The organism is Pseudonocardia sp. (assembly GCF_035305885.1).
Taxonomy (GTDB): domain Bacteria; phylum Actinomycetota; class Actinomycetes; order Mycobacteriales; family Pseudonocardiaceae; genus Pseudonocardia.
This window is the reverse complement of sequence record NZ_DATGOP010000068.1, coordinates 26,072-47,762: the sequence shown is the minus strand read 5'-3', so window position 1 is coordinate 47,762 and position 21,691 is coordinate 26,072. Positions and strand designations below refer to the sequence as shown.

Sequence of the window (21,691 nt, the reverse complement as noted above, 5' to 3'; positions counted from 1 at the left end):
ATCTCCTTGCTTCTCACCCGCGCGTGCCGCGCGGGGTTCGTCACAGTTCGCGCAATCGCGCGACGAGCTGGGCCCCGGTGAGCGGCTCGCGGGCCACCACCAGGACGGTGTCGTCACCTGCGATCGTGCCGACGACGTCGTGCAGGGCGGCGCGGTCGAGCGCACTCGCCAGGTAGTGGGCCGCGCCCGGCGGGGTGCGCAGGACAGCAAGGTTCCCACTCGCGTCCGCCGACACGAGCAGGTCCCCCAGCAGCTTCGCGAGCCGGCCGGTTCCGCCCTCGACCGCGCGGACGGGGCTGCCGTCGTCGGGCACCACGTACGCGCCGCGCACCTTCACCGCGCCCAGCTCGTCCAGGTCGCGCGAGAGCGTGGCCTGCGTGGTGGCGATGCCCTCCGCCTCCAGCAGGCCGAGCAGCTCGGTCTGGCTGTGCACGGCCCGGTCCCGGATCAGCTCGACGATCCGGGCCTGGCGGGCCGCGCGCGTCATCGTCGGAGGAGCCATGTCAGGAGCGCCTTCTGCACGTGGAGCCGGTTCTCCGCCTCGTCCCACACCGCGCTCGCCGGCCCGTCGAGCACCTCGTCGGTGATCTCGTCGCCCCGGTGCGCGGGCAGGCAGTGCAGCACGATCGCGCCCGGCGCGGCCCGCTCCAGCAGGGCGGAGTTGACCTGGAGCGGCCGGAACGGGGCTGCCCGGTCGAGGCCGTCGTTCTCCTGGCCCATCGACACCCAGGTGTCGGTGACCACCACGTCCGCGCCGTCGACCGCGGCGTGCGGGTCGGCGATCAGCTCCGCGCCGCCGCCGGTGTCGGCGGCGCGGCTCTTCGCGTCCCGCACCACCCCGCCGTCGGGCTGGAACCCGGCCGGGGCGCAGATCCGCACGTGCAGCCCGGCGGTGGCGCCGCCCAGCAACAGCGAGTGGGCCATGTTGTTGGCGCCGTCGCCGAGGTAGGTGAGCGTGAGCCCCGCCAGGCGCCCGAAGCGCTCGCGGATCGTCTGCAGGTCGGCGAGCACCTGGCAGGGGTGGAACTGGTCGGTGAGCGCGTTGACGACCGGGACCGACGCCGCCGCGGCCATCTCGTCGATGCGCGACTGGTCGCCGGTGCGCCACACGATCGCGTCGACGTAGCGGGACAGCACGCGGGCGGTGTCGGCGATCGTCTCGCCGCGCCCGAGCTGGCTCACCTGCGCGTCGACGATCAGCGGGGTGCCGCCGAGCTGGGCGATCCCCACCTCGAACGAGATCCGGGTGCGGGTCGAGGGCTTGTCGAACAGGACGGCGACGGCCTTCGGCCCGGCGAGCGGGCGGTGGGCGAACCGGTCGGCCTTCATCGCGTCGGCCAGGTCCAGGATCTCCCGCTGCTCGTCGGGGGTGAGGTCGTCGTCGCGCAGCAGGTGCCTAGTCATCGTCCGCGTCCAGGAACGTCGGGAAGGCCGCGAGGAACTCCCTGGCCTGCGCCTCGGTGAGCACGAGCGGCGGCACCAGCCGCAGCCGGTCGGGCACGGCGTTGTTGATGAGGAACCCGCCCGCCCGCGCGGCCGTCGCCACCGCGGCCGACGCCGGCTTGCGCAGCCCGATGCCGATCAGCAGGCCCGCGCCGCTCACGCCCGCGACGAGCGGGTGGCCCAGCCCCTCGATGGCCGTGGTGATCTCCTTGCCGAGCTGCGTGACGTGCTCCAGCAGGCCCTCGGAGGCGATCGTGCGCAGCACGGCCAGCGCCGCGGCCGCGACGACCGGGTTGCCGCCGAACGTGGTGCCGTGCTGGCCCGGCTTGAGCAGCTCGCCCGCGGCGCCGAGCCCGATGCAGGCCCCGATCGGCAGGCCCCCGCCGAGGCCCTTGGCCAGCGTGACGACGTCGGGCTCGATCCCGGCCTGCTGGAAGGCGAACCACGAGCCGGTGCGGCCGATACCGGTCTGCACCTCGTCGAGCACGAGCAGCGCCCCGCGTTCCGCGGTGATCCGCCGCGCCGCCTGCAGGTAGCCCTCCGGCGGGTTGACCGCGCCGGCCTCGCCGAGGATCGGCTCGAGGAACACCGCGGCGGTGTCGGAGTCGACCGCCGCCTCCAGCGCGGCCGCGTCGCCGTAGGGGACGTGCTCGACCCCCGGCGTCAACGGGTGGAACGGTGCCCGCTTCGGCTCCTGGCCGGTGAGCGCGAGCGCGCCCATCGTGCGGCCGTGGAACGCGTTCTCGCACGCGATGATCTTCGGCCGGCCGGTGCGGCGGGCGATCTTGAACGCCGTCTCGTTCGCCTCGGCGCCGGAGTTGCAGAAGATCACCCGGCCCGGGTGGCCGATGAGCTCGAGCAGCTTCTCGGCCAGCTCGAGCGGCGGCTCGGTGATGTAGAGGTTCGAGGTGTGGCCCAGCGTCTGCAGCTGCGTGGTGACCGCCTCGACCACGGCCGGGTGCGCGTGGCCGAGCGCGTTGACCGCGATGCCCGCCACCAGGTCGAGGTAGCGGTTGCCGTCGGCGTCCCACACCTCGGCGCCGCTGCCGCGCACGAGGGTGAGCGGCGGCGTGCCGTAGTTGTCCATCATCGCGGTGCGCCACCGCTGGGTCAGGCCGCTCGCGAGCTCGCTCATCCGGGCACCACCATCGTTCCGACTCCCTCGCTGGTGAACACTTCGAGCAGCACCGAGTGCGGGATCCGCCCGTCGATCACGTGCGCCTGCGGCACCCCGCCGCGCACGGCGCGCAGGCAGGCCTCCATCTTCGGCGCCATCCCGCTCGCCAGCCCGGGCAGCATCGGCTCCAGCTCGTCGGCCGTGAGCGAGCTGATCACCGACTCCGGGTCGGGGTAGTTGGCGAACAGGCCCGCCACGTCGGTGAGCACGACGAGCTTGGCCGCGCCGAGCGCCGAGGCCAGTGCGGCGGCCGCGCTGTCGGCGTTGATGTTGTAGACGGTGCCGTCCCCGTCCGGGGCGACGCCCGCGACCACCGGGATCCGCCCGGCGTTGACGATGTCGAGCACCGCGTCCGGGTTGACGTGCACCACGTCGCCGACCAGGCCGATGTCGACCTCCTCGCCGTCGACGAGCGCCGTGCGCTTCTCCGCGGTGAACAGGTGGGCGTCCTCGCCGGACAGCCCGACCGCGTACGGGCCGTGCTTGTTGATCAGACCGACCAGCTCCCGGCCGACCTGCCCCACCAGCACCATCCGCACGACGTCGATCGTCTCCGGGGTGGTGACGCGCAGGCCGCCGCGGAACTCCGCGGGCAGGCCGAGCCGGTCGAGCATCGCGGTGATCTGCGGCCCGCCGCCGTGCACCACGACGGGGCGGATGCCGGCCAGGCGCAGGAACACCATGTCCTGGGCGAAGGCCTGCTTGAGCTCCTCGTCGACCATGGCGTTGCCGCCGTACTTGACGACGACGATCCGGTCGTGGAACCGCTGCAGCCAGGGCAGCGCCTCGGCCAGGACGGCCGCCTTCTCGCCGGCGCGGGCCAGCCGGTCCTCAAGAGGAGTACGCACTGTTCTCCTCGACGTAGCCGTACGACAGGTCGGTGGTGAGGATCTCCGCGGCGCCGTCGCCGAGGCCGAGGCCGATCTCGACGAGGATGTCCGTGCCCTTCAGGTCGGCCGCGGACCGGTCGCCCGCGGCCGCGCCGCCCCGGCAGAGCAGCACGCCGTTGATCGTGACGTCGATCTTGTCGGGGTCGACCTCGGCGTCGGAGTACCCGACGGCGGCCGCGATCCGGCCCCAGTTCGGGTCGGAGCCGAACAGCGCCGCCTTGACCAGGTTGTCGCGGGCCACCGTGCGGGCGATCGTGACCGCGTCGTCCTCGGAGGCGGCCCCGCCCACCCGCACCGTGATCCGCTTCGTGACGCCCTCGGCGTCGGCCTGCATCTGGCGCGCCATGTCCTTGCACAGGTCGGTCAGCGCCGCGCCGAACGCGTCGGTGTCCGGGACGACCCCCGATGCGCCGGACGCGAGCAGCAGGACCGTGTCGTTGGTGGACATGCAGCCGTCGATGTCGAGCCGGTCGAAGCTCACCCGCACCGCGGGGCGCAGGGCCGCGTCCAGGGCGGCCGCGTCGAGCACGGCGTCGGTGGTGATGACCGTGAGCATCGTGGCCATCGACGGCGCGATCATGCCGGCGCCCTTGGTGAACCCGCCGATGCTCCAGCCCGCGGCGTCGACGTGCGCGACCTCCTTGGGGACGGTGTCGGTCGTCATCACGGCGGTCGCCGCGGCCCGGCCGGCGGCGGCGTCCGCCCCGAGGGCGGCGTGCGCGGCCGCGACCCCGTCGAGGACGTTGTCGCGCGGTAGCTGGGACCCGATCAGGCCGGTGGAGCACACCGCGACCTCGATGGCGCCGCAGCCGAGCAGCTCGGCGGCCTTCTCCGCGGTGGCGTGGGCGGTCTGGAAGCCCTGGGGCCCGGTGCAGGCGTTGGCGTTGCCCGCGTTGAGCACGACCGCGCGCAGTTTCCCCGTGGTGAGCACCTGCTGCGACCACAGGACGGGGGCGGCCTTGACCTTGTTGCGGGTGAACAGCCCCGCGGCCGCGAACTGCGGGCCGTCGTTGACGACGAACGCGAGGTCGGGGCCCTCGCCGTTCCGGATGCCCGCGGCGACCCCGGCCGCCCGGAACCCCTTCGGCTGCGTGACGGTCACGGGGCCACCCCCGTGACGGGCAGGCCCGCGGTCTCGGGCAGGTCGAGCGCGAGGTTCATGCACTGGATCGCGCCGCCCGCGGTGCCCTTGGTCAGGTTGTCGATCGCGGCGACGACGACCAGCCGTCCGACGTTCGGGTCGACGGTGACCTGCAGCTGCGCCGTGTTGGCGCCGAGCGTCGACGCCGTGGCGGGCCAGGTGCCCTCCGGCAGCAGGTGCACGAACGGCTCGTCGGCGTAGGCCTTCGCGTAGACCTCGACCGCCTCGGCCGCCGACACCTGCGTGCGCGCCGTGCAGGTGGCGAGGATGCCGCGCGGCAGCGGCGCCAGCACCGGGGTGAAGCTCACCGAGACCGGAGCGCCGGCCGCCGCGGACAGGTTCTGCACCATCTCCGGGGTGTGCCGGTGCACGCCGCCCACCCCGTACGCCGAGAGCGACCCCATCACCTCGGCGCCCAGCAGGTGCGGCTTGAGCGACTTGCCCGCACCCGACGTCCCGGTGACCGCCGTGACCACCACTTCGGGCTCGACGATCCCGGCCGCGAACGCGGGCGCCATCGCGAGGCTCACCGCCGTCGGGTAGCAGCCGGGCACCGCCACCCGCTTCGCGCCGCGCAGCACGTCGCGCGCACCGGGCAGCTCGGGCAGCCCGTACGGCCAGCTCCCCGCGTGGGTGCCGCCGTACCAGCGCTCCCACGCCGCCGGGTCGGTGAGCCGGTGGTCGGCCCCGCAGTCGATCACGACCGTGTCGTCGCCGATCCGGGCCGCCAGCTCCGCCGACTTCCCGTGCGGGAGCGCGAGGAAGACGACGTCGTGCCCGGCGAGCGTCTCGGGGGTGGTGTCCTCCAGCACTCGGTCGGCCAGGGGCAACAGGTGGGGCTGGTGCGCCCCCAGTCGCGTGCCCGCGCTCCCGCCCGCCGTCAACGTCCCGATTTCCACGTCCGGATGCCCGAGCAGCAGCCGGAGGAGCTCTCCCCCGGCGTACCCGCTCGCACCCGCAACCGCTACCCGCGCCATGCGCATGACTATGCACGCTAGCGCAAGCTAATGCAATCCGGTTATCTGGCGGCGGGCTCGCGGCGTGGGTGGGTTCCGTGGGGCGCGACCCCGGTTGACCCGGCTGCCGGTTGGCGCGTCCGGTCGCCTCGGCGCTGCCTCGGCTGCGAGTGGTCGGGCGGGTGTGGCAGGTCGCGGGGGGTGGGTGGTTGCGTCGGGTGCACCACCGAGAAGCGCGGTTGCGTGGGCGGCGTACCCGGCTTGGGGGGGGACGCCGGTCCGCGACGAACCCGCCGCGGTCGCGCACTGCTCGACCGAGAGGGAGTCGCCGTCCCGGTTCGGTGTGATCGTCTTGTGGTCGATGTGCGGGCGAGCAACCCGACCTCCACGTCGCGATCGCTCAGAGCCTCGAACGGGGTGGGAAACGGAACAACAGCGCCGGACATCAGGGGCTCCTCCACACCGGGTGTGAGGCGAGGATGACACCCGGGTCTGACCCTTTCGCGCCGCTGAAAGCGGCGCCGCCAGGAGGCCAGAGGCAGGTCCCGCAGAACCCAGCCGCTACCCCATCGTCTTCTGCCCGTCCAGCGACTCGCGGATGATGTCCGCGTGCCCCGCGTGCTGGGCGGTCTCGGCGACGATGTGCATGAACACCCGCCGGGCCGACCAGGTCGCCCCCTTCGGGAACCACGGCGCCTCCGGCAGCGGGTGGGTGAGGTCCAGGTCGACCGTGGCGACCAACTCGTCGGTGCGCCGGGCGATCTCGTCGTAGCGGGCCAGCACGCCCTCGAGGGTCTCGTCCGGCAGCAGCGTGAAGCCCGCTTGGTACTGCGCGATCTGCTCCGGGGTCGGCTCGGCCCAGTCGGTGCCGCCGCCCATCGCGGCGGGTCCGTCCAGGATGAAGTCGGCCCAGCTCTTCTCGGTCTCGGCGACGTGCTTGATCAGGCCCCCGAGCGTCAGCTCGCTGACGGTGGTGCGCTGCCGGGCCTGGTCGTCGGTGATGCCCTGGACGGTGTGGCGCAGGAACCACCGGTGCGTGGTCAGGGTCTCCAGGATGTCGGCGCGCTCGCCGGTCAGCGTGGCTGTGCTCATCAGAGCCTCCTCGGGGGTCGGTCTCGATCGGTTCCGGGGTTACGTTACGGAGCACAAGTGCCACTTCTTGACCTCAATCCACGGGAATCTCGACGGCATGGCGAACACGAGCTCGCGAACGCTGCGGCTGCTGTCCCTGCTGCAGACCCACCGGCACTGGCCGGGGCCTGCGCTGGCCGACCGGCTCGGGGTGTCGGTGCGGACGCTGCGCCGCGACATCGACCGGCTCCGCGAGCTCGGCTACCCCGTGGAGGCCAGCCGCGGCGTCGACGGCGGCTACCAGCTCGCCGCGGGCGCGGCGCTGCCGCCCCTCGTGCTGGACGACGAGGAGGCGGTGGCGCTGGCCGTCGGGCTGCAGGCCGCCGCGCAGGGCGGGGTGGCCGGGATCGCCGAGTCGTCGGTGCGGGCGCTCGCCAAGGTCGTCCAGGTGATGCCGCCCCGGCTGCGGCGCCGGGTGGACGCGCTGCGGGCCATGACGGTGCCGGCGACGTTCGGCGGGTCGGCACCGAACACCGACCCGGGCGTGCTCACCGCGCTCGCCCAGGCGTGCCGCGACACCGAGCGGGTCGAGTTCGGCTACACGGCGCGTTCCGGTGAGCGCACCGACCGGCACGTCGAGCCGCTGCGGCTGGTGTCGCTGGGCCGCCGCTGGTACCTCGTCGCCTACGACCTCACCCGGCACGACTGGCGCAGCTTCCGGGTCGACCGGATCGACGCACCCCGCCGGACCGGCGCCCGCTTCCTGCCGCGCACGCTGCCCGCGGCGGACGCCGCCGAGTTCGTGCGGGCGTCCACCGACCAGGCCCTCGGCTGGGACGTGGAGGTGCTGATCTCCGCCCCCGCCGATCGGGTCCAGCCGATGGTGGGCCGCTGGGGGACGGCCGAGGACGCGGGCGGCGGGCGGTGCCGGCTGCGGATGCGCGTGGACTCACTCGACTGGCCCGCCATGCTGCTCGGGGCGCTCGGCGCGGAGTTCGAGGTGGTGTCACCCCGGGAGTTGCTCGACCACGTGCGCGGCTGGGCCCGCACGTTCGACACGGGCCGCCTGAGCGCGCCGTAGGTTGGGCCCGTGCACCCGATCGTCGAGCGGCTGCGCGCCGACCTCGCCGCGCACGCCGACCCGGCCGCCGCCGCGGAGATGCAGCGGTACATGAAATCGGCGATGCCGTTCCGCGGCGTCCCGAAGCCCGCCCGGGAGCGGCTGCTCAAGGCCGCCGTCGCCGCGCACGCGATCGCGGACGCGCGCGAGCTCGAGGCCGTCGTGCGGGAGCTCTGGGACGGCGCGCGGTTCCGGGAGGAGCGTTACCTCGCCCTGTCGCTCACCGGCCACCGCCGCCACCAGCCGTGGCTCGACCCGTCGTGGCTGCCGCTGCTGCGGCACTGGATCGTCACCGGCGCCTGGTGGGACTTCACCGACGAGATCGCGACCCGCCGGATCGGCCCGCTCCTGCGCGCGCACCCCGACGAGCTCCGCCCCGTGGTCCGCTCCTGGATCACCGACCCGGACCGCTGGCTGCGCCGCACCTCGGTCATCTGCCAGCTCAAGGCCGGCCCCGCCACCGACCTCGCGCTGCTCACCGAGGCCATCGAGGCCAACCTCGACGACCAGGACTTCTTCCTCCGCAAGGGCATCGGCTGGGCCTTGCGCCAGCACGCGCGGACCGACCCGGACTGGGTCCGCCGGTTCGTCGCCGAGCACCCGGGGCTCTCCCCGCTGTCGCGCCGCGAGGCGCTGCGCCGCATCGGCGCCTGAGCCCGGCGAATCGCGCGGAACGGCCCCGGGAACCGGGGGTCGCCGGATACCGTCGGCGCCGTGCTGCGGATGCGGGTCTGCGGGGCGGTGCAGGTGCTCGCGCTGGCGCTCGCCGGCTGCACGACGACCGTCGCCGGGTCCCCCGCCGCGGCGGGCCCCGGCGTCGACGGGCTGGTGGCCGACGTGCTGGCCGACGAGTGCCTGCTCACCGCCGCCGAGTTCGCCGAGCTCGTCGACGTGCCGGTGGGGCCGCCGCAGCAGGGCACGGTCGAGCGCGGCGACGGCACCCGCAGCGCGGGCTGCGTCGTGAGCGCGGAGTCCGGCCCGGTGGCACTCGTGAACGTCTACGGGGTGCGGGAGGGCACGCCGTCCGACTACGTCCGGGTCGCCGACACCGGGGGACGGCGCGCGCTGCCCGGCGTCGGCGCCGGCGCCGCGGTGATCGGCACCGCGGCCGGCCCCACCCTGCAGTTGGCGAGCGACCGCCACCTGGTCACGATCCTGGTGTCGGGCAGCGTGCCCACCGACGACGAGTGGCGCGCCGCCGCCCGCGCCGCGCTCGCCCGCCTCCCGGCCTGAGCCCTACCCGCGCAGCTCGGCCGCGTGCCGCTGCGCGGCGAGCGCGACCGCGGCGTCGCGGGCCTGGTTGGCCTCCTCGCTGGTGAGGGTGCGATCCGGGGCGCGGAACCGGAGCGTGAACGCCAGCGACCGGCGCCCCTCCCCCACCTGCTCGCCGGTGTAGACGTCGAACAGCCGGACGTCCTCGAGCAGGTCGCCGCCGCCGTCCTGCAGGGTCTCGGCGAGGTCGGCCGCGGGCACCGAGGTGTCGGCCACCAGCGCGACGTCCACCGAGACCGGCGGGTAGGGCGACACCTTCGGCGCCGGCCGGTTGTCCGCGAGCGGGATCGCGTCGAGGTCCAGCTCCATCGCGCAGGTGCGCTCCGGCAGCCCGAGCGCCTCGACGACCTTCGGATGCAGCTCACCGGCGTGGCCCACCACCCAGTCGCCGACGCGCAGGGCGGCGCACCGGCCCGGGTGGAACGGCGGCAGCTCGGCCGCGGTGACCCGCAGCTCGACGCCCGCGGCCTGCCCGACGAGCCGGCCGGCCTGGATCGCGTCGGCCCACCCGGCCGCGCGGCCCGGCCCCCACCAGCCGCGGCGCTCCCGCTCGCCCGCGAGCACGACGGCGACGTGCAGCGGCTGCGCCGGCAAGGCGGCCTCGATCTGGGCCAGCTCGGCGTCCGACGGGCGGCCGGAGACGTCCGGGTCGGGCATCGGCTTCGGCTCGGCGTGCGGCAGCACCACCTGGCCGACGTGGAACAGCGCGAGGTCGGTGGCCCCGCGGGAGCGGTTGCGCACGAGCGTGTCGAGCAGCCCCGGCAGCAGGGTGGTGGCGAGCTCGGCGCGCTCGGCGTCGAGCGGGTTCAGCACGTGCACGGTGCGGCGCCGCGCGTCGTCGGCGGGCAGCCCGAACGCGTCCCACACCGACGGCCCGACGAACGGGAACGGCTCCACCTCGACGTAGCCGGCCTCGGCGAGGGCGCGGGAGACGGTGCGGCGGCGCTGCTGGCCGGGGGTGAGGCCGCGGCCTGCGGGCGCGGCGGGCAGCACCGACGGGATCGCGTCGTAGCCCTCCAGCCGCAGCACCTCCTCCACCAGATCGGCGGGCTGCACCAGGTCGGGCCGCCACGACGGCGGCTGCGCGACGACGCGGGCGCGGCCGTCGTCGCCGGTGACGAGGTCGACGGCGCAGCCGATCTGGGTGAGCCGGCGGACCGTGGCTCCCGGCGGGTAGGTGAGCCCCGCGACCTGGTCGGGGAGGTCGATCGGCATCTGCACGGGCGCCTGCTGCGGCGCGGCGCCCGCGTCGGTGCGGCCCGGGGCGAGCCGGCCGCCGCCGTGCTCGACGAGCAGCTGCGCGGCCCGCTCGGCGGCGATCGGCGGCAGCTGCGGGTCGACGACCCGCTCGAACCGCTTCGACGCCTCCGACGGCAGCTTGTGCCGGCGCGCCGCCCGCGCGATCACGGCCTGCCGGAAGTGGGCGGCCTCGATGAGGACGTCGATGCGCCCGTCCTCGCCGGGCTCGCCGATCTCGGTGGACGCGCCACCCATCACGCCGGCGAGGCCGATGGGCCCCGAGTCGTCGGTGATGAGCAGGTCGTCGGGATCGAGGGTGCGCTCGACGTCGTCGAGGGTGACGAGCTTCTCCCCCGGCTTCGCGCGCCGCACGACGATCGGGCCGGACACCCGGCCCGCGTCGTAGGCGTGCAGCGGCTGGCCGAGCTCGAGCATCACGTAGTTGGTGACGTCGACGACCAGCGAGATCGGGCGCATGCCCGCGGCGAGCAGCCTGCGCTGCATCCACCACGGGGACGGCTTGGTGGGGTCGACGCCGTCGACGCGCCGGGCGACGAACCGCGCGCAGCCGGGGTCGGGCAGCTCCACCGGCCAGGCGTCGCCCTCGGCGGCGGGCACCTCGACCCGGGTGGCCGGGTCGGTGTAGTCGACGTCGAGCGAGCCGGCGAGCTCGCGGGCGAGCCCGCGCACGGAGAAGCAGTAGCCGCGGTCGGGGGTGATGTTGAGCTCGACGACCGGGTCGTCGCGGCCCAGCAGCGGCAACGCGTCGTCACCCGGCTCGGCGGTGCCTGGCGGGAGCACCAGGATCCCGGCGTGGTCGGAGCCGATCCCGAGCTCGCGGGCCGAGGCGATCATGCCGTCGGAGACGTGCCCGTAGGTCTTGCGCGCGGAGATGGTGAACCCGCCGGGCAGCACGGCGCCGGGGAGCGTGACGACGACCAGGTCGCCGACGGCGAAGTTGGTGGCGCCGCAGATGATGCCGCGCACCTGGTCGCCGACGTCGACCTGGCACCACCGGATGGGCTTCTTCAGGCCCTCGAGGGTCTCGAACTCCTGGACCCGGCCGACGACGATCGGGCCGGTCAGCTCCGGCGGCCGGTGGACGTCCTCGATCTCGAGGCCGACCCGGACGAACGCCTCGGCGGTCTCGTCGACCGGCGGGAGCTCCCCGATGTGCTCGGCGAGCCAGGACAGCGGAACACGCACTCTTTCGCCCTCCTGGGCAGACTCAGACGCCGAACGCGCGGCTGAACCGCACGTCGCCCTCGACCATGTCGCGCATGTCGGGGATGCCGTTGCGGAACTGGAGCGTGCGCTCCAGGCCCATGCCGAACGCGAACCCGGAGTACTCCTCGGGGTCGACGCCGCAGGCGCGCAGGACGTTGGGGTTGACCATGCCGCAGCCGCCCCACTCGACCCAGCCGGCCCCGCCCTTCTTCTCCGGGAACCAGACGTCGACCTCGGCGGACGGCTCGGTGAACGGGAAGAACGAGGGCCGCAGCCGGGTGCGCGACGCAGGCCCGAACATGGCGCGCGCGAACGCGTCGAGGGTCCCCTTGAGGTGGGCCATCGTGATGCCGCGGTCGACCGCGAGCCCCTCCACCTGGTGGAACACCGGGGTGTGGGTGGCGTCGAGGGCGTCGGTGCGGAACGTGCGGCCGGGGCACACCACGTAGACGGGCAGCTCCCGCTCCAGCAGGGCGCGGACCTGCACCGGGGAGGTGTGGGTGCGCAGCACCATGCCGGAGCTCTCGGACTCGCCCAGGTAGAAGGTGTCCTGCATCGTGCGCGCGGGGTGGTCCTTGCCGAAGTTGAGCGCGTCGAAGTTCATCCACGACGACTCGACCTCGGGCCCCTCGGCCACCTCCCAGCCCATCGCGACGAACACGTCGGCGATGCGGTCGGCGATCTGCGTGACCGGGTGCCGGGCGCCGCGCGGGATGCGGTCCCACGGCAGCGTGACGTCGACGGCCTCCTCGGCGAGCACGCGCGCGTCGCGCTCCTCGACGAGCACCGCGCGGCGGGCCTCGTAGGCCTCCTGGACCTGCTGCCGGGCGGCGTTGACGCGCTTGCCCGCCTCGGCGCGCTCCGACGCGGGCAGCGAGCCGAGCTCGCGGCGGGCGAGCAGGATGGGCGCGCGGTCGCCGAGGTGCGCCGGGCGCACGGCGGCGAGCTCGGCGAGGTCGGACGCCTCGGCGAACGCCCGCTCGGCGGCCGCGACCGCCGCTTTCAGCGCGTCGGGGTCCAGCAGGCTCTGGACGTCGAGGTCCGTGCTCTCAGTCATGGTGCAGGCGATCCTATCGGCGACGTGCTGCGGCACTCGCGTAGAGGCAGACGGCGGCCGCGGTGGCCAGGTTGAGGCTCTCGGCGCGGCCGTGGATGGGGATGCGGACGCGGTGGTCGGCGCGGGCCGCGACCTCGGCGGGCACGCCGTGGGCCTCCCCGCCGAACACCCACGCCACCCGCCCGGCGAGCACCGGGCCGGCAGCGGGTTCGTGCAGGTCCAGCTCCCCGTGCGCGTCGGCGGCGAGCAGCGTGAGCCCGGCGGCGGCGCAGGCGTCCAGCACCGCGGCCGGGTCGCGGTCGCGGGCGAGCGGCAGGTGGAAGACGCTGCCGGTGGAGGCGCGCACCGCCTTGCCGTTGTGCGGGTCCACGGTGTCGCCGGCCAGCAGCACCGCGTCGGCGCCCGCGGCGTCGGCGACCCGGATGACGGTGCCGGCGTTGCCCGGATCGGCGATCCCGACGCACACGGCGACGAGCGACGGGCGCTCGCCGAGCGCCGCCGCGACGGGCACGTCGAGCAGGTCGCAGACCGCGATCAGGCCCTGCGGGGTGACGGTGTCCGACAGGGTGGCCGCGGCCCGCTCGGTCACCGGGCTGATCCGGGCGCCCGCGTCCGCGGCGGCCGCGACCAGGTCGGGGTGCCGGTCGGCGGCCGCGTCGGTGACGAACAGCTCGCGCACCCGGGCGTACCGGACCGCCTCGCGGACGGCCTGGGCGCCCTCCACGAGGAACCGCCCGGCCCGATCGCGGCCCGAGCGGCGCAGCAGCTTGCGGGCTGCGACGACGCGCGGGGTGCGTTCGGTGCCGGGCGGTTCGGCGTGCGCCGCGCGAGGACTCAGGCGGCGCTCCCGTTCTGGGCGGGCACGTTGGCGCGGGCGAGCTCGACGAGCGCGGTGAACGCGGCCGAGTCGCTCACGGCGATCTCGGCGAGGTTCTTGCGGTCGACCTCGACACCCGCGGCCTTGAGGCCCTGGATGAAGCGGTTGTAGGTCATGCCGTTGGCGCGGGCGGCAGCGTTGATCCGGGTGATCCACAGCTGCCGGAAGTCGCCCTTCTTGGCGCGCCGGTCGCGGTAGGCGTAGTTGAGCGAGTGGAGCACCTGCTCCTTCGCCTTGCGGTACAGGCGCGACCGCTGCCCGCGGTAGCCGCTGGCCAGCTCGAGGGTGGTGCGGCGCTTCTTCTGAGCGTTGACCGCGCGCTTCACGCGTGCCATGGGGGTCTTCCTTACGTGTCGGGCCGGCTGCGGGGTGTCCGCGCCGGCTCAGGCGGGTGGGGAGGGCGTGACGGTCAGCGACCGAGCAGCTTCTTGACGCGCTTCACGTCCGCCTTGCTCACCGGCACGATGCCGGCCAGGTCGCGCGTCTCCTTGCTGGACTTGACCTCGAGGCGGTGCCGGAGGCCGGTCTGCTGGCGCCGCAGCTTGCCGCTGCCGGTGATCCTGACCCGCTTGGCGGTCCCGCTGTGCGTCTTGTTCTTGGGCATGCCTAGTCCGTTCACGATGACGCCCCCGTTCCCGGGGGCGTCGATGGGTTGTCCTGCGCGTATCCGCGGACGCCGTCAGCCCTGCTGCTGAGCCGCCGACCTGCGCGCGCTGGGCTTCTTGTTCGGAGCGATCACCATCGTCATGTTCCGCCCGTCCTGCTTGGGTGCGGCCTCGACCGTACCCAGCTCCGCCACGTCCTCTGCGAGGCGCTGGAGCAGCCGGAATCCCAGCTCGGGGCGGGACTGCTCGCGGCCGCGGAACATGATCGTGACCTTGACCTTGTTCCCACCCTCGAGGAAGCGCACCACGTTGCGCTTCTTGGTCTCGTAGTCGTGGGTGTCGATCTTCGGCCGGAGCTTCTGCTCCTTGATCGTGGTGAGCTGCTGGTTGCGGCGGGACTCCCTGGCCTTCTGCGCGCTCTCGTACTTGAACTTGCCGTAGTCCATGAGCTTGCAGACCGGCGGGCGGGCCTGCGCCGCGACCTCGACGAGGTCGAGCTCGGCCTCCTGCGCAAGGCGCAGGGCGTCCTCGATGCGCACGATTCCGACCTGTTCGCCGTTCGGTCCGACCAGGCGAACCTCGGGAACGCGGATGCGGTCGTTGATGCGCGTCTCTGTGCTGATGGGGTCTCCTCGTATCGACGTCGTGGGATGCGACGAAGCGGAGACCCGTTGGCCGAGCCGACGAACCGTGCGGCACGCCGGTGACCAGGACCCGGGCACCCTGGGGGTGTCGGGTGGGAGCGGGGCTCCGCTTGTCGCCCTGGCGTACTACACAACGCACGACAGGGTGGTCGCATTCCGAAGGGTACCAGGGTCGGCGCCGGTCCGCGCGCCACCCCGGGCGGCAACCCTCAGCTCGCCGCCGCGGCCTTCCTCCGACGGGTCGCCTTCGGGGCGGGGGCCTCCTCCGGCGTCACGAGGTTCCGCAGGAACCGGCCCGTGTAGCTCGCCGGGTTGGCCGCCACCTGCTCCGGGGTGCCCTCGGCGATCACCATGCCGCCGCCCGAGCCACCCTCGGGGCCCATGTCGATGATCCAGTCGGCCGTCTTGATCACGTCGAGGTTGTGCTCGATGACGATCACCGAGTTGCCCTTGTCGACCAGGCCGTTGATCACGCCGAGGAGCTTGCGGATGTCCTCGAAGTGCAGGCCGGTGGTGGGCTCGTCGAGGATGTAGATCGTGCGGCCGTTGGAGCGCTTCTGCAGCTCGGACGCGAGCTTGACGCGCTGGGCCTCGCCGCCGGACAGCGTGGGCGCCGGCTGCCCGAGCCGGACGTAGCCGAGCCCGACGTCGACGAGCGTGCGCAGGTAGCGCGAGATCGAGGTGATCGGCGCGAAGAACTCGGCCGCCTCCTCGATGGGCATGTCGAGCACGTCGGCGACGGTCTTGCCCTTGTAGTGCACCTCGAGCGTCTCGCGGTTGTACCGGGCGCCCTTGCACACCTCGCACGGCACGTAGACGTCCGGCAGGAAGTTCATCTCGATCTTGATGGTGCCGTCGCCGGAACACGCCTCGCAGCGCCCGCCCTTGACGTTGAACGAGAACCGACCGGCCTGGTAGCCGCGCACCTTGGCCTCGGTCGTGGAGGCGAACAGGGTGCGGATCTTGTCCCACACGCCGGTGTAGGTGGCGGGGTTGGACCGCGGGGTGCGCCCGATCGGCGACTGGTCGACCCGCACCAGCTTGTCGAGGCCGTCCAGCCCGGTGACCCGGGTGTGGCGGCCGGGCACCTGCCGCGCGCCGTTGAGCTTGTTGGCCAGCACCGTGGCGAGGATGTCGTTGACCAGCGTGGACTTGCCCGAGCCGGACACGCCGGTGACGGCCACGAGGCAGCCGAGCGGGATGTCGACGTCGATGCCGCGCAGGTTGTGCTCGCGCGCCCCGACGATCGTGAGCTGGCGCTTGCGGTCGCGCGGGCGGCGGATCTCGGGCACCGGGATCGAGCGCCGCCCGGACAGGTAGGCCCCGGTGAGCGAGGTGTCGTGCGCCTCCAGCTCGGCCACCGGGCCGCTGTGCACGATCTGCCCGCCGTGCTCCCCCGCGCCCGGGCCGATGTCGACGGCCCAGTCGGCGGCGCGGATGGTGTCCTCGTCGTGCTCGACGACGATGAGCGTGTTGCCCAGGTCGCGCAGCCGGGTGAGGGTGTCGATGAGGCGGCGGTTGTCGCGCTGGTGCAGCCCGATCGACGGCTCGTCCAGCACGTAGAGCACGCCGACCAGGCCGGAGCCGATCTGCGTGGCCAGCCGGATGCGCTGGGCCTCGCCGCCGGACAGGGTGCCCGCCGCCCGGTCGAGCGACAGGTAGTCGAGGCCGACGTCGAGCAGGAAGCCCAGCCGCGCCTGCACCTCCTTGAGCACCCGGCCCGCGATCATCGCCTGCCGCTCGTCGAGCTCCATGCCGTCGAGGAACTCCGCGCACTCGGCCACCGACATCGCCGCGACCTCGGCGATGGAGCGCTCGCCCCGCGTGCGGTGGGAGAGGGTGACCGCGAGGACCTCCGGCTTGAGCCGCGCGCCCTTGCAGGCGGGGCACGGCACGTCGCGCATGTAGCCCTCGTAGCGCTCGCGCTGCGACTCCGACTCCGTCTGGTCGAGGCGCCGCTCGAGGAACGGGACGACGCCCTCGAAGTTGGCGTAGTAGGAGCGCTCCCGGCCGTACCGGTTGCGGTAGCGGACGTGCACCTGCTCCTGCGTGCCGTGCAGCACCGCCTTCTGCGCCGCGGCGGGCAGCTTGCGCCACGGGGTGTCCATGCGGAACCCGATCGCGCGCGACAGGCCCTCGAGCAGCCGCCCGAAGTACTCGGCGGACTGCCCGCCCGCCCACGGCGCGATCGCGCCCTCGGCGAGCGAGAGGTCCGGGTCGGGGACGACCAGCTCCGGGTCGACCTCCTTCTTGATCCCGATGCCGGTGCACTCGGGGCACGCGCCGTAGGGCGAGTTGAACGAGAACGTGCGCGGCTCGAGCTCGTCGAGCTGGAGCGGGTGGCCGTTGGGGCAGGCCATGCGCTCGGAGAAGCGGCGCTCGCGCTGCGGGTGGTCGTCGGGGAGGTCGACGAAGTCGAGCACGACGAGCCCGTCGGCGAGCCGCAGCGCCGTCTCGATCGAGTCGGTGAGCCGCTGCTTGGCCGACGGCTTGACCGTGAGCCGGTCGACCACGACCGAGATGTCGTGCTTCTCCTGCTTCTTGAGCTTCGGCGGGTCGGTGAGCTGGTGCACCGCGCCGTCGACCATCACGCGGGAGTAGCCCTGCGCCTGCAGGTTGGCGAACAGGTCGACGAACTCGCCCTTGCGGGTGCGCACCACGGGGGCGAGCACCTGGAACCGGCTGCCCTCCTCCATCGCGAGGACCTGGTCGACGATCTGCTGCGGCGTCTGCTTCTCGATCACGTGCCCGCACACGGGGCAGTGCGGCACGCCCGCGCGGGCGAACAGCAGGCGCAGGTAGTCGTAGACCTCGGTGATGGTGCCGACCGTGGACCGCGGGTTGCGGTTGGTGGACTTCTGGTCGATCGAGACCGCGGGCGACAGGCCCTCGATGAAGTCGACGTCGGGCTTGTCCATCTGGCCGAGGAACTGCCGGGCGTACGCCGACAGGGACTCGACGTAGCGGCGCTGGCCCTCGGCGAAGATCGTGTCGAACGCGAGGCTCGACTTGCCCGACCCGGACAGGCCGGTGAACACCACGAGGCTGTCCCGCGGCAGGTCGAGGTCGACGCCACGGAGGTTGTGCTCGCGGGCGCCGCGTACTACCAGACGGTCGGCCACGGTGGAGAGCCTCCTCCAGATGCGGGGTGGAGAGCCGAGGGCGGCCCTCGATCCATGCTAGGCGCGGCCACCGACAGAACCGGTGCGACGGCCGGCGACCCGGCGAACGGCCGCCCGGCGGGGCCGGACGGCCAGGAGGAGGATCGCACACACGTTCGAACCGCCGCCCACCGGGGGCCACCCGGCGCCGTCCGGTCAGCGCCCGCCCGGTCAGCCCCCGACCGGTCAGCGCCCGCCCGGTCAGCGCCCGACCGGTCAGCGCGAGGGCGCACCCCGGTATTCCCGCACGATCTCCCGCGCGGCGTGGGCGAGCAGCGTCGAGTCGTTGGCGAGCATGACGAAGCCGGCCCCGCGCGCGGCGGCCGCGGCCCCGGCCCGCGCGTCGGCGCCGACCGCGAGCCCGCACGGCTTGCCCGCCCGCGCCGCCGCGGCGAGCACGTGGTCGACCATCTGCGCGAGCGCCGGGTCGCCGGGCGCGAGCCCGGCCGACAGCCCGAGGTCGGCCGCGCCGACGAACACCGCGTCCACCCCGTCGACGGCGAGGATGTCGGCGGCCGCGGCCACGGCCCGCTCGCTCTCCAGCTGCGGCACGACGAGCGCCTGCTCGTCGCCGAACGCCACGTACTCCGCGGTGGGCCGCATCCCCCACAGCCCCGCCCGGCTGGTGCCGCCCGCGCCCCGTCGACCCCGCGGCGGGAAGCGGGCGGCCCCGGCGACCGCGGCGGCCTCGTCGACGGTGTCCACGTGCGGGACGAGCACCCCGTGCGCCCCGGCGTCGAGCACCCGCTGCACCGTCGCGGCGCCGTGGTCGGGCACCCGCACCAGCGGCGCGACCCCGGCGAGCGCGGCGACGGTGACCATCCGGGCGGCGGTCTCGACCGACAGCGGCGCGTGCTCGAGGTCGACGACGACGAAGTCGAAGCCCGCGAACGCGGCGATCTCCGCCGGCTCGACCGCGGGGATCTTCAGCCACGTCCCCACCGGGGCCTGAGCGGGCGCGGGCCGGCCGGGCAGGGCCAGCAGCGCGCTCACGACCGCGCGTCGGGGGCCGGGTACTCGCTCGCGTTGAGCACCCACCCCGGGCGCGCGGAGAAGTCGGTCCGCGGCCCGGAGAAGATGTCGATCAGCTGGTTGCGCCCGCTGCCGACCGCCTCCGTGGTGTGGATGGTGGGCGGCGGGATGATCGTCACCGATGGGCTGCCCACCGTGACGTGGTCGTCGTCGCGCCACTGGGTGGCGTCGGTGCCCCACGGCGTGCGGATGTGGTGGGTGAACTCGCCCTCGACGGCGAGCGAGATCTGCTCGAAGTCGTCGTGGTGGTGCGGGGAGAGCTTCGTGCGGTCGCGCGGGCCGTCGTTGTGGTCCAGGAAGTTGACCATGAAGGAGCGCGACCGGAAGATGCGCCCGAACCGCCCGGGCTCGTCCGGCACGTCGGCGAGCGGGTAGATCCGCAGCGCGGGCCCGGCGGGGGGCTCCGGCCACGGCTCCAGCGGGGCGACGTTCGGGTGCGGCTCGGCGTAGGACGCGGCGTTGCGGGCGCGCTCGGCCCACGGCGTGCCGGCCTCGACCAGCCGCACCAGGTCGCCGTCGCCGAGCGCGGTGATCTCGCAGCGGCCCGGCGGCAGGATCACGACGCCCCGCCCGCGCAGCTCCCCCTCCCCCGCGGCGGTGGCGAACCGCGCCGCGGACGAGTCGTGGGCGAGGATCACCACCTGCTCGCTGTCGAGGTCGGTGGGCTCCAGGGCGTCGCCCGCCACCGGTCGGACGTGGACCAGCACGACGTTCTGCGCGCGCACGATCCAGCTGCGGCTGCCCGCGGCGCTGACCTCGTCGGGCGCGAGCCGGGAGAAGTCGTGGTACTCGGGCGCCGCCACCGCGGCGGGGCGCGGCGGAGCGGCGGTGGCGGTGGCGGTGGCCAGCGCGGAGCGCGGGTCGGACGGGTCGTACACGGCGGTGCCTTTCTCGTTCGCGGTGTCGGTCGTCGCGGGATCAGTCGAGGCCGAGCAGGTAGCTGGGGTTGTCGCGCACGATCAGGCGCAGGTCCTTCTCCGACAGGCCGAGGTCGAGCAGGGCGCCTGCGACGTGCAGGAAGCCGTCGACCGGCTTCGGGTTGTTGTGCTGCCCCATGTCCGAGGCCAGCACGGTGTGCTCGGGGCCGATCTTCTCGATCCACTCCATGAGCGAGCGCGGGTCCCACTTCATGGGGCCCTCCGGGTGGTACATCACCGCCTCGTGCTCGATGAACGCGCCGAGCCGGACGTACTCGAGGCACTGCTCGGGGTCGGCGCCGATGACGAAGTTCGGGTGGCTGATCACCATGCGCCGCACGCCGCGCTCCCGGCCCGCCTCGAACAGCTGGCGGATCCGGTCGGGGTGCATGTGGCCCGCGGACATCAGCGCGCCGGTCTCGTGGATGACGTCGAGGACCTCGTGGACCTCCGGCCGGAGCTCGCCGTCCTCGCGGGTGATCTCCACCCGGTCGACGGTCAGCGGCACGGTCGCGCTCGGGAACTGGTCGCCCGAGGGGTGGCAGTCGATGTGGCGGCCCGAGGAGATCGTCGGGAACCACACCACCCGCCCGCCCATGTACAGCGACATGCGCACGGCGTGCGGGTTGATCCCGCCCACCATGCTGTTCAGCGCGACGCCGCCGAAGACCTGGGTGCTCACCTCGGCGAGCCGTCCTGACATCGCGAGCAGGTCCATCACGGTGTTGTGGTGGTGGGACTTGGCGACCATCGCCCGCATCCCGAGCCGTTCCGCCCCGTCGCGGGCCGCCTCGACGTGGTCGAACCGGCGGGGGAACGGGCTGGGCCCGGAGTGGCAGTGCAGGTCCACCAGGCCGTGCAGGGCTCGGGCGACGGCGGTGTCGGTCATGAGCACTCCTCGCTCTCGCGTTCACATCCCACAGTGCGAGTTCGGAATGCGAACGTCAAGACCTCGATGTGAACGAGACGCGATAAGTGGTCGGGGTTGTGCGCCGCGACGCGCATCGCTACCGTCCGAGGTGTTCGTATCGCGAACGTCGCGTTCAGAAGAGGAGGTGGTGATCACGTGGTGGGGCCCGACCCGACGGACCCGGTGGCGGAACCGGCGGAGATCCAGTCGGTGAGCCGGGCCGCGCAGATCCTGCGGCTCTTCGGCCCGGAGACGCCGGAGATCACCGCGAGCGAGGCCGCCGAACGGCTCGGCCTCAACCGCACCACCGCCTACCGCTACTGCACGTCCCTCGTGGCCGCGGGTCTCCTCGACCGCGGCGTGGCCCCGGGCTCGTTCGTGCCCGGTGGCCTGCTCCTGCAGGTCGGCGCGTTCGCGCTGGGTCGGCGCAAGGTCGTCGACCTGGCCCCGCCGTTCCTGCGCGAGCTGTCCGCACGCACCCACCTCACCGCGGTGCTGAGCCTCTGGGGCTCGTCCGGGCCCGTCGTCACGCGCGTCGAGGAGGACAGCACCCGCACGGCGCTCGTCACGGTCCGGGTCGGCACCCAGCTGTCGTTCGACACCGCACAGGCGAAGGTCTTCCTCGCCTACCACCGCGACCAGCTGTCCATCGGGCGGCTGCTGGGCAACCTGCCCGCGCCCCAGCGCGACGAGCTCTCCGCCGAGCTCGAGCGCGTGCGCGAGCGCGGTTACGCGGCCGCCGTCGACAGCGCGGGCATCGTCGCCGTCGGCGCCCCCGTGTTCGACGAGCACGGCATCTGCGCGGCCATCGCGGGCGTCGGCACCGACCGCACGGTCTCGACGTCCCCGGACTCGTCCACCGTCCGCGCCATCGTCGACACCGCCCGCGCCCTGTCCAAGGAGATGGGCGCCAAGGAGACGGGCGCCGAGCCCCCGGCGGGCTGAACCCGGC

The 21,691-nt window shown here is 73.9% G+C and carries 21 protein-coding genes; 4 read left to right on the top strand and 17 right to left on the bottom strand.

Features of this window, described 5'->3' with window-relative positions:
- Window positions 1-40: 40 nt before the first annotated feature.
- The 7 genes from VKZ81_RS14610 to VKZ81_RS14580 all read right to left on the bottom strand — a co-directional run bounded on the left by VKZ81_RS14610 (window position 41) and on the right by VKZ81_RS14580 (window position 6,699).
- The gene (locus VKZ81_RS14610) at window positions 41-487 is read right to left on the bottom strand and encodes an arginine repressor (RefSeq protein ID WP_324242094.1); all 447 of its coding nucleotides are present in this window, start codon (window positions 485-487) and stop codon (window positions 41-43) included.
- Complete coding sequence (argF, locus tag VKZ81_RS14605; protein ID WP_324242084.1) at window positions 484-1,404, bottom strand: ornithine carbamoyltransferase; 921 nt, start codon at window positions 1,402-1,404, stop codon at window positions 484-486. Before argF ends, VKZ81_RS14610 begins: the two co-directional genes overlap by 4 nt.
- Window positions 1,397-2,578, bottom strand: coding sequence for an acetylornithine transaminase (locus tag VKZ81_RS14600; RefSeq protein WP_324242083.1), 1,182 nt, complete (start codon window positions 2,576-2,578; stop codon window positions 1,397-1,399). The genes argF and VKZ81_RS14600 overlap by 8 nt, the downstream gene beginning before the upstream one ends.
- Window positions 2,575-3,468, bottom strand: a complete 894-nt coding sequence (argB, locus tag VKZ81_RS14595) for an acetylglutamate kinase (RefSeq protein ID WP_324242082.1) — start codon at window positions 3,466-3,468, stop codon at window positions 2,575-2,577. Before argB ends, VKZ81_RS14600 begins: the two co-directional genes overlap by 4 nt.
- Complete coding sequence (gene argJ, locus VKZ81_RS14590; protein ID WP_324242081.1) at window positions 3,452-4,612, bottom strand: bifunctional glutamate N-acetyltransferase/amino-acid acetyltransferase ArgJ; 1,161 nt, start codon at window positions 4,610-4,612, stop codon at window positions 3,452-3,454. The genes argB and argJ overlap by 17 nt, the downstream gene beginning before the upstream one ends.
- Entirely contained in the window at window positions 4,609-5,634 is a 1,026-nt protein-coding gene (gene argC, locus VKZ81_RS14585) for an N-acetyl-gamma-glutamyl-phosphate reductase (protein ID WP_414709378.1), read from the bottom strand. Before argC ends, argJ begins: the two co-directional genes overlap by 4 nt.
- Before the next feature lie 534 nt (window positions 5,635-6,168).
- On the bottom strand, window positions 6,169-6,699 hold the full coding sequence (locus VKZ81_RS14580; RefSeq protein WP_324242079.1) for a DinB family protein: 531 nt from the start codon (window positions 6,697-6,699) through the stop codon (window positions 6,169-6,171).
- Between the two features lie 97 nt (window positions 6,700-6,796).
- Between VKZ81_RS14580 and VKZ81_RS14575 the strand changes: the two genes are divergently transcribed.
- The 3 genes from VKZ81_RS14575 to VKZ81_RS14565 are packed head-to-tail and all read left to right on the top strand — an operon-like array spanning window position 6,797 to window position 9,031.
- Window positions 6,797-7,759 carry a helix-turn-helix transcriptional regulator gene (locus VKZ81_RS14575; protein ID WP_324242078.1) on the top strand — a complete coding sequence of 321 codons (963 nt, stop codon included), beginning with the start codon at window positions 6,797-6,799 and terminating at the stop codon, window positions 7,757-7,759.
- Window positions 7,760-7,768: 9 nt separating this feature from the next.
- Window positions 7,769-8,452: a DNA alkylation repair protein gene (locus VKZ81_RS14570; RefSeq protein ID WP_324242077.1), complete on the top strand. Its 684-nt coding sequence runs from the start codon at window positions 7,769-7,771 to the stop codon at window positions 8,450-8,452.
- Between the two features lie 60 nt (window positions 8,453-8,512).
- Entirely contained in the window at window positions 8,513-9,031 is a 519-nt protein-coding gene (locus VKZ81_RS14565) for a hypothetical protein (protein WP_324242076.1), read from the top strand.
- A gap of 3 nt (window positions 9,032-9,034) precedes the next feature.
- Here VKZ81_RS14565 and pheT read toward each other — a convergent pair whose 3' ends face one another.
- The 10 genes from pheT to VKZ81_RS14515 form a co-directional block, all read right to left on the bottom strand.
- Window positions 9,035-11,515, bottom strand: coding sequence for a phenylalanine--tRNA ligase subunit beta (gene pheT, locus VKZ81_RS14560; protein ID WP_324242075.1), 2,481 nt, complete (start codon window positions 11,513-11,515; stop codon window positions 9,035-9,037).
- Window positions 11,516-11,537: 22 nt separating this feature from the next.
- Complete coding sequence (gene pheS / locus VKZ81_RS14555) at window positions 11,538-12,593, bottom strand: phenylalanine--tRNA ligase subunit alpha (RefSeq protein WP_324242074.1); 1,056 nt, start codon at window positions 12,591-12,593, stop codon at window positions 11,538-11,540.
- Between the two features lie 13 nt (window positions 12,594-12,606).
- Window positions 12,607-13,431: a TrmH family RNA methyltransferase gene (locus tag VKZ81_RS14550; RefSeq protein WP_324242093.1), complete on the bottom strand. Its 825-nt coding sequence runs from the start codon at window positions 13,429-13,431 to the stop codon at window positions 12,607-12,609.
- A complete protein-coding gene (rplT, locus tag VKZ81_RS14545; RefSeq protein WP_324242073.1) occupies window positions 13,428-13,805 on the bottom strand; it encodes a 50S ribosomal protein L20 in 378 nt (125 codons plus the stop codon). The genes VKZ81_RS14550 and rplT overlap by 4 nt, the downstream gene beginning before the upstream one ends.
- Before the next feature lie 74 nt (window positions 13,806-13,879).
- Window positions 13,880-14,074, bottom strand: coding sequence for a 50S ribosomal protein L35 (gene rpmI, locus VKZ81_RS14540; protein WP_324242072.1), 195 nt, complete (start codon window positions 14,072-14,074; stop codon window positions 13,880-13,882).
- Window positions 14,075-14,149: 75 nt separating this feature from the next.
- The gene (gene infC / locus VKZ81_RS14535) at window positions 14,150-14,713 is read right to left on the bottom strand and encodes a translation initiation factor IF-3 (RefSeq protein WP_324242092.1); all 564 of its coding nucleotides are present in this window, start codon (window positions 14,711-14,713) and stop codon (window positions 14,150-14,152) included.
- Window positions 14,714-14,928: 215 nt separating this feature from the next.
- Entirely contained in the window at window positions 14,929-17,841 is a 2,913-nt protein-coding gene (gene uvrA, locus VKZ81_RS14530; RefSeq protein WP_324242071.1) for an excinuclease ABC subunit UvrA, read from the bottom strand.
- A 255-nt stretch (window positions 17,842-18,096) separates the two neighbouring features.
- Window positions 18,097-18,873, bottom strand: coding sequence for an HpcH/HpaI aldolase family protein (locus VKZ81_RS14525; RefSeq protein ID WP_324242070.1), 777 nt, complete (start codon window positions 18,871-18,873; stop codon window positions 18,097-18,099).
- A complete protein-coding gene (locus tag VKZ81_RS14520; protein WP_324242069.1) occupies window positions 18,870-19,790 on the bottom strand; it encodes a cupin domain-containing protein in 921 nt (306 codons plus the stop codon). Before VKZ81_RS14520 ends, VKZ81_RS14525 begins: the two co-directional genes overlap by 4 nt.
- Before the next feature lie 40 nt (window positions 19,791-19,830).
- Window positions 19,831-20,718, bottom strand: a complete 888-nt coding sequence (locus VKZ81_RS14515) for a DUF6282 family protein (protein WP_324242068.1) — start codon at window positions 20,716-20,718, stop codon at window positions 19,831-19,833.
- Window positions 20,719-20,895: 177 nt separating this feature from the next.
- On the opposite strand from VKZ81_RS14515, the gene VKZ81_RS14510 reads away from it, so the two are divergent.
- Complete coding sequence (locus VKZ81_RS14510; RefSeq protein ID WP_324242067.1) at window positions 20,896-21,684, top strand: IclR family transcriptional regulator; 789 nt, start codon at window positions 20,896-20,898, stop codon at window positions 21,682-21,684.
- The last annotated feature ends 7 nt before the right edge of the window (window positions 21,685-21,691 follow it).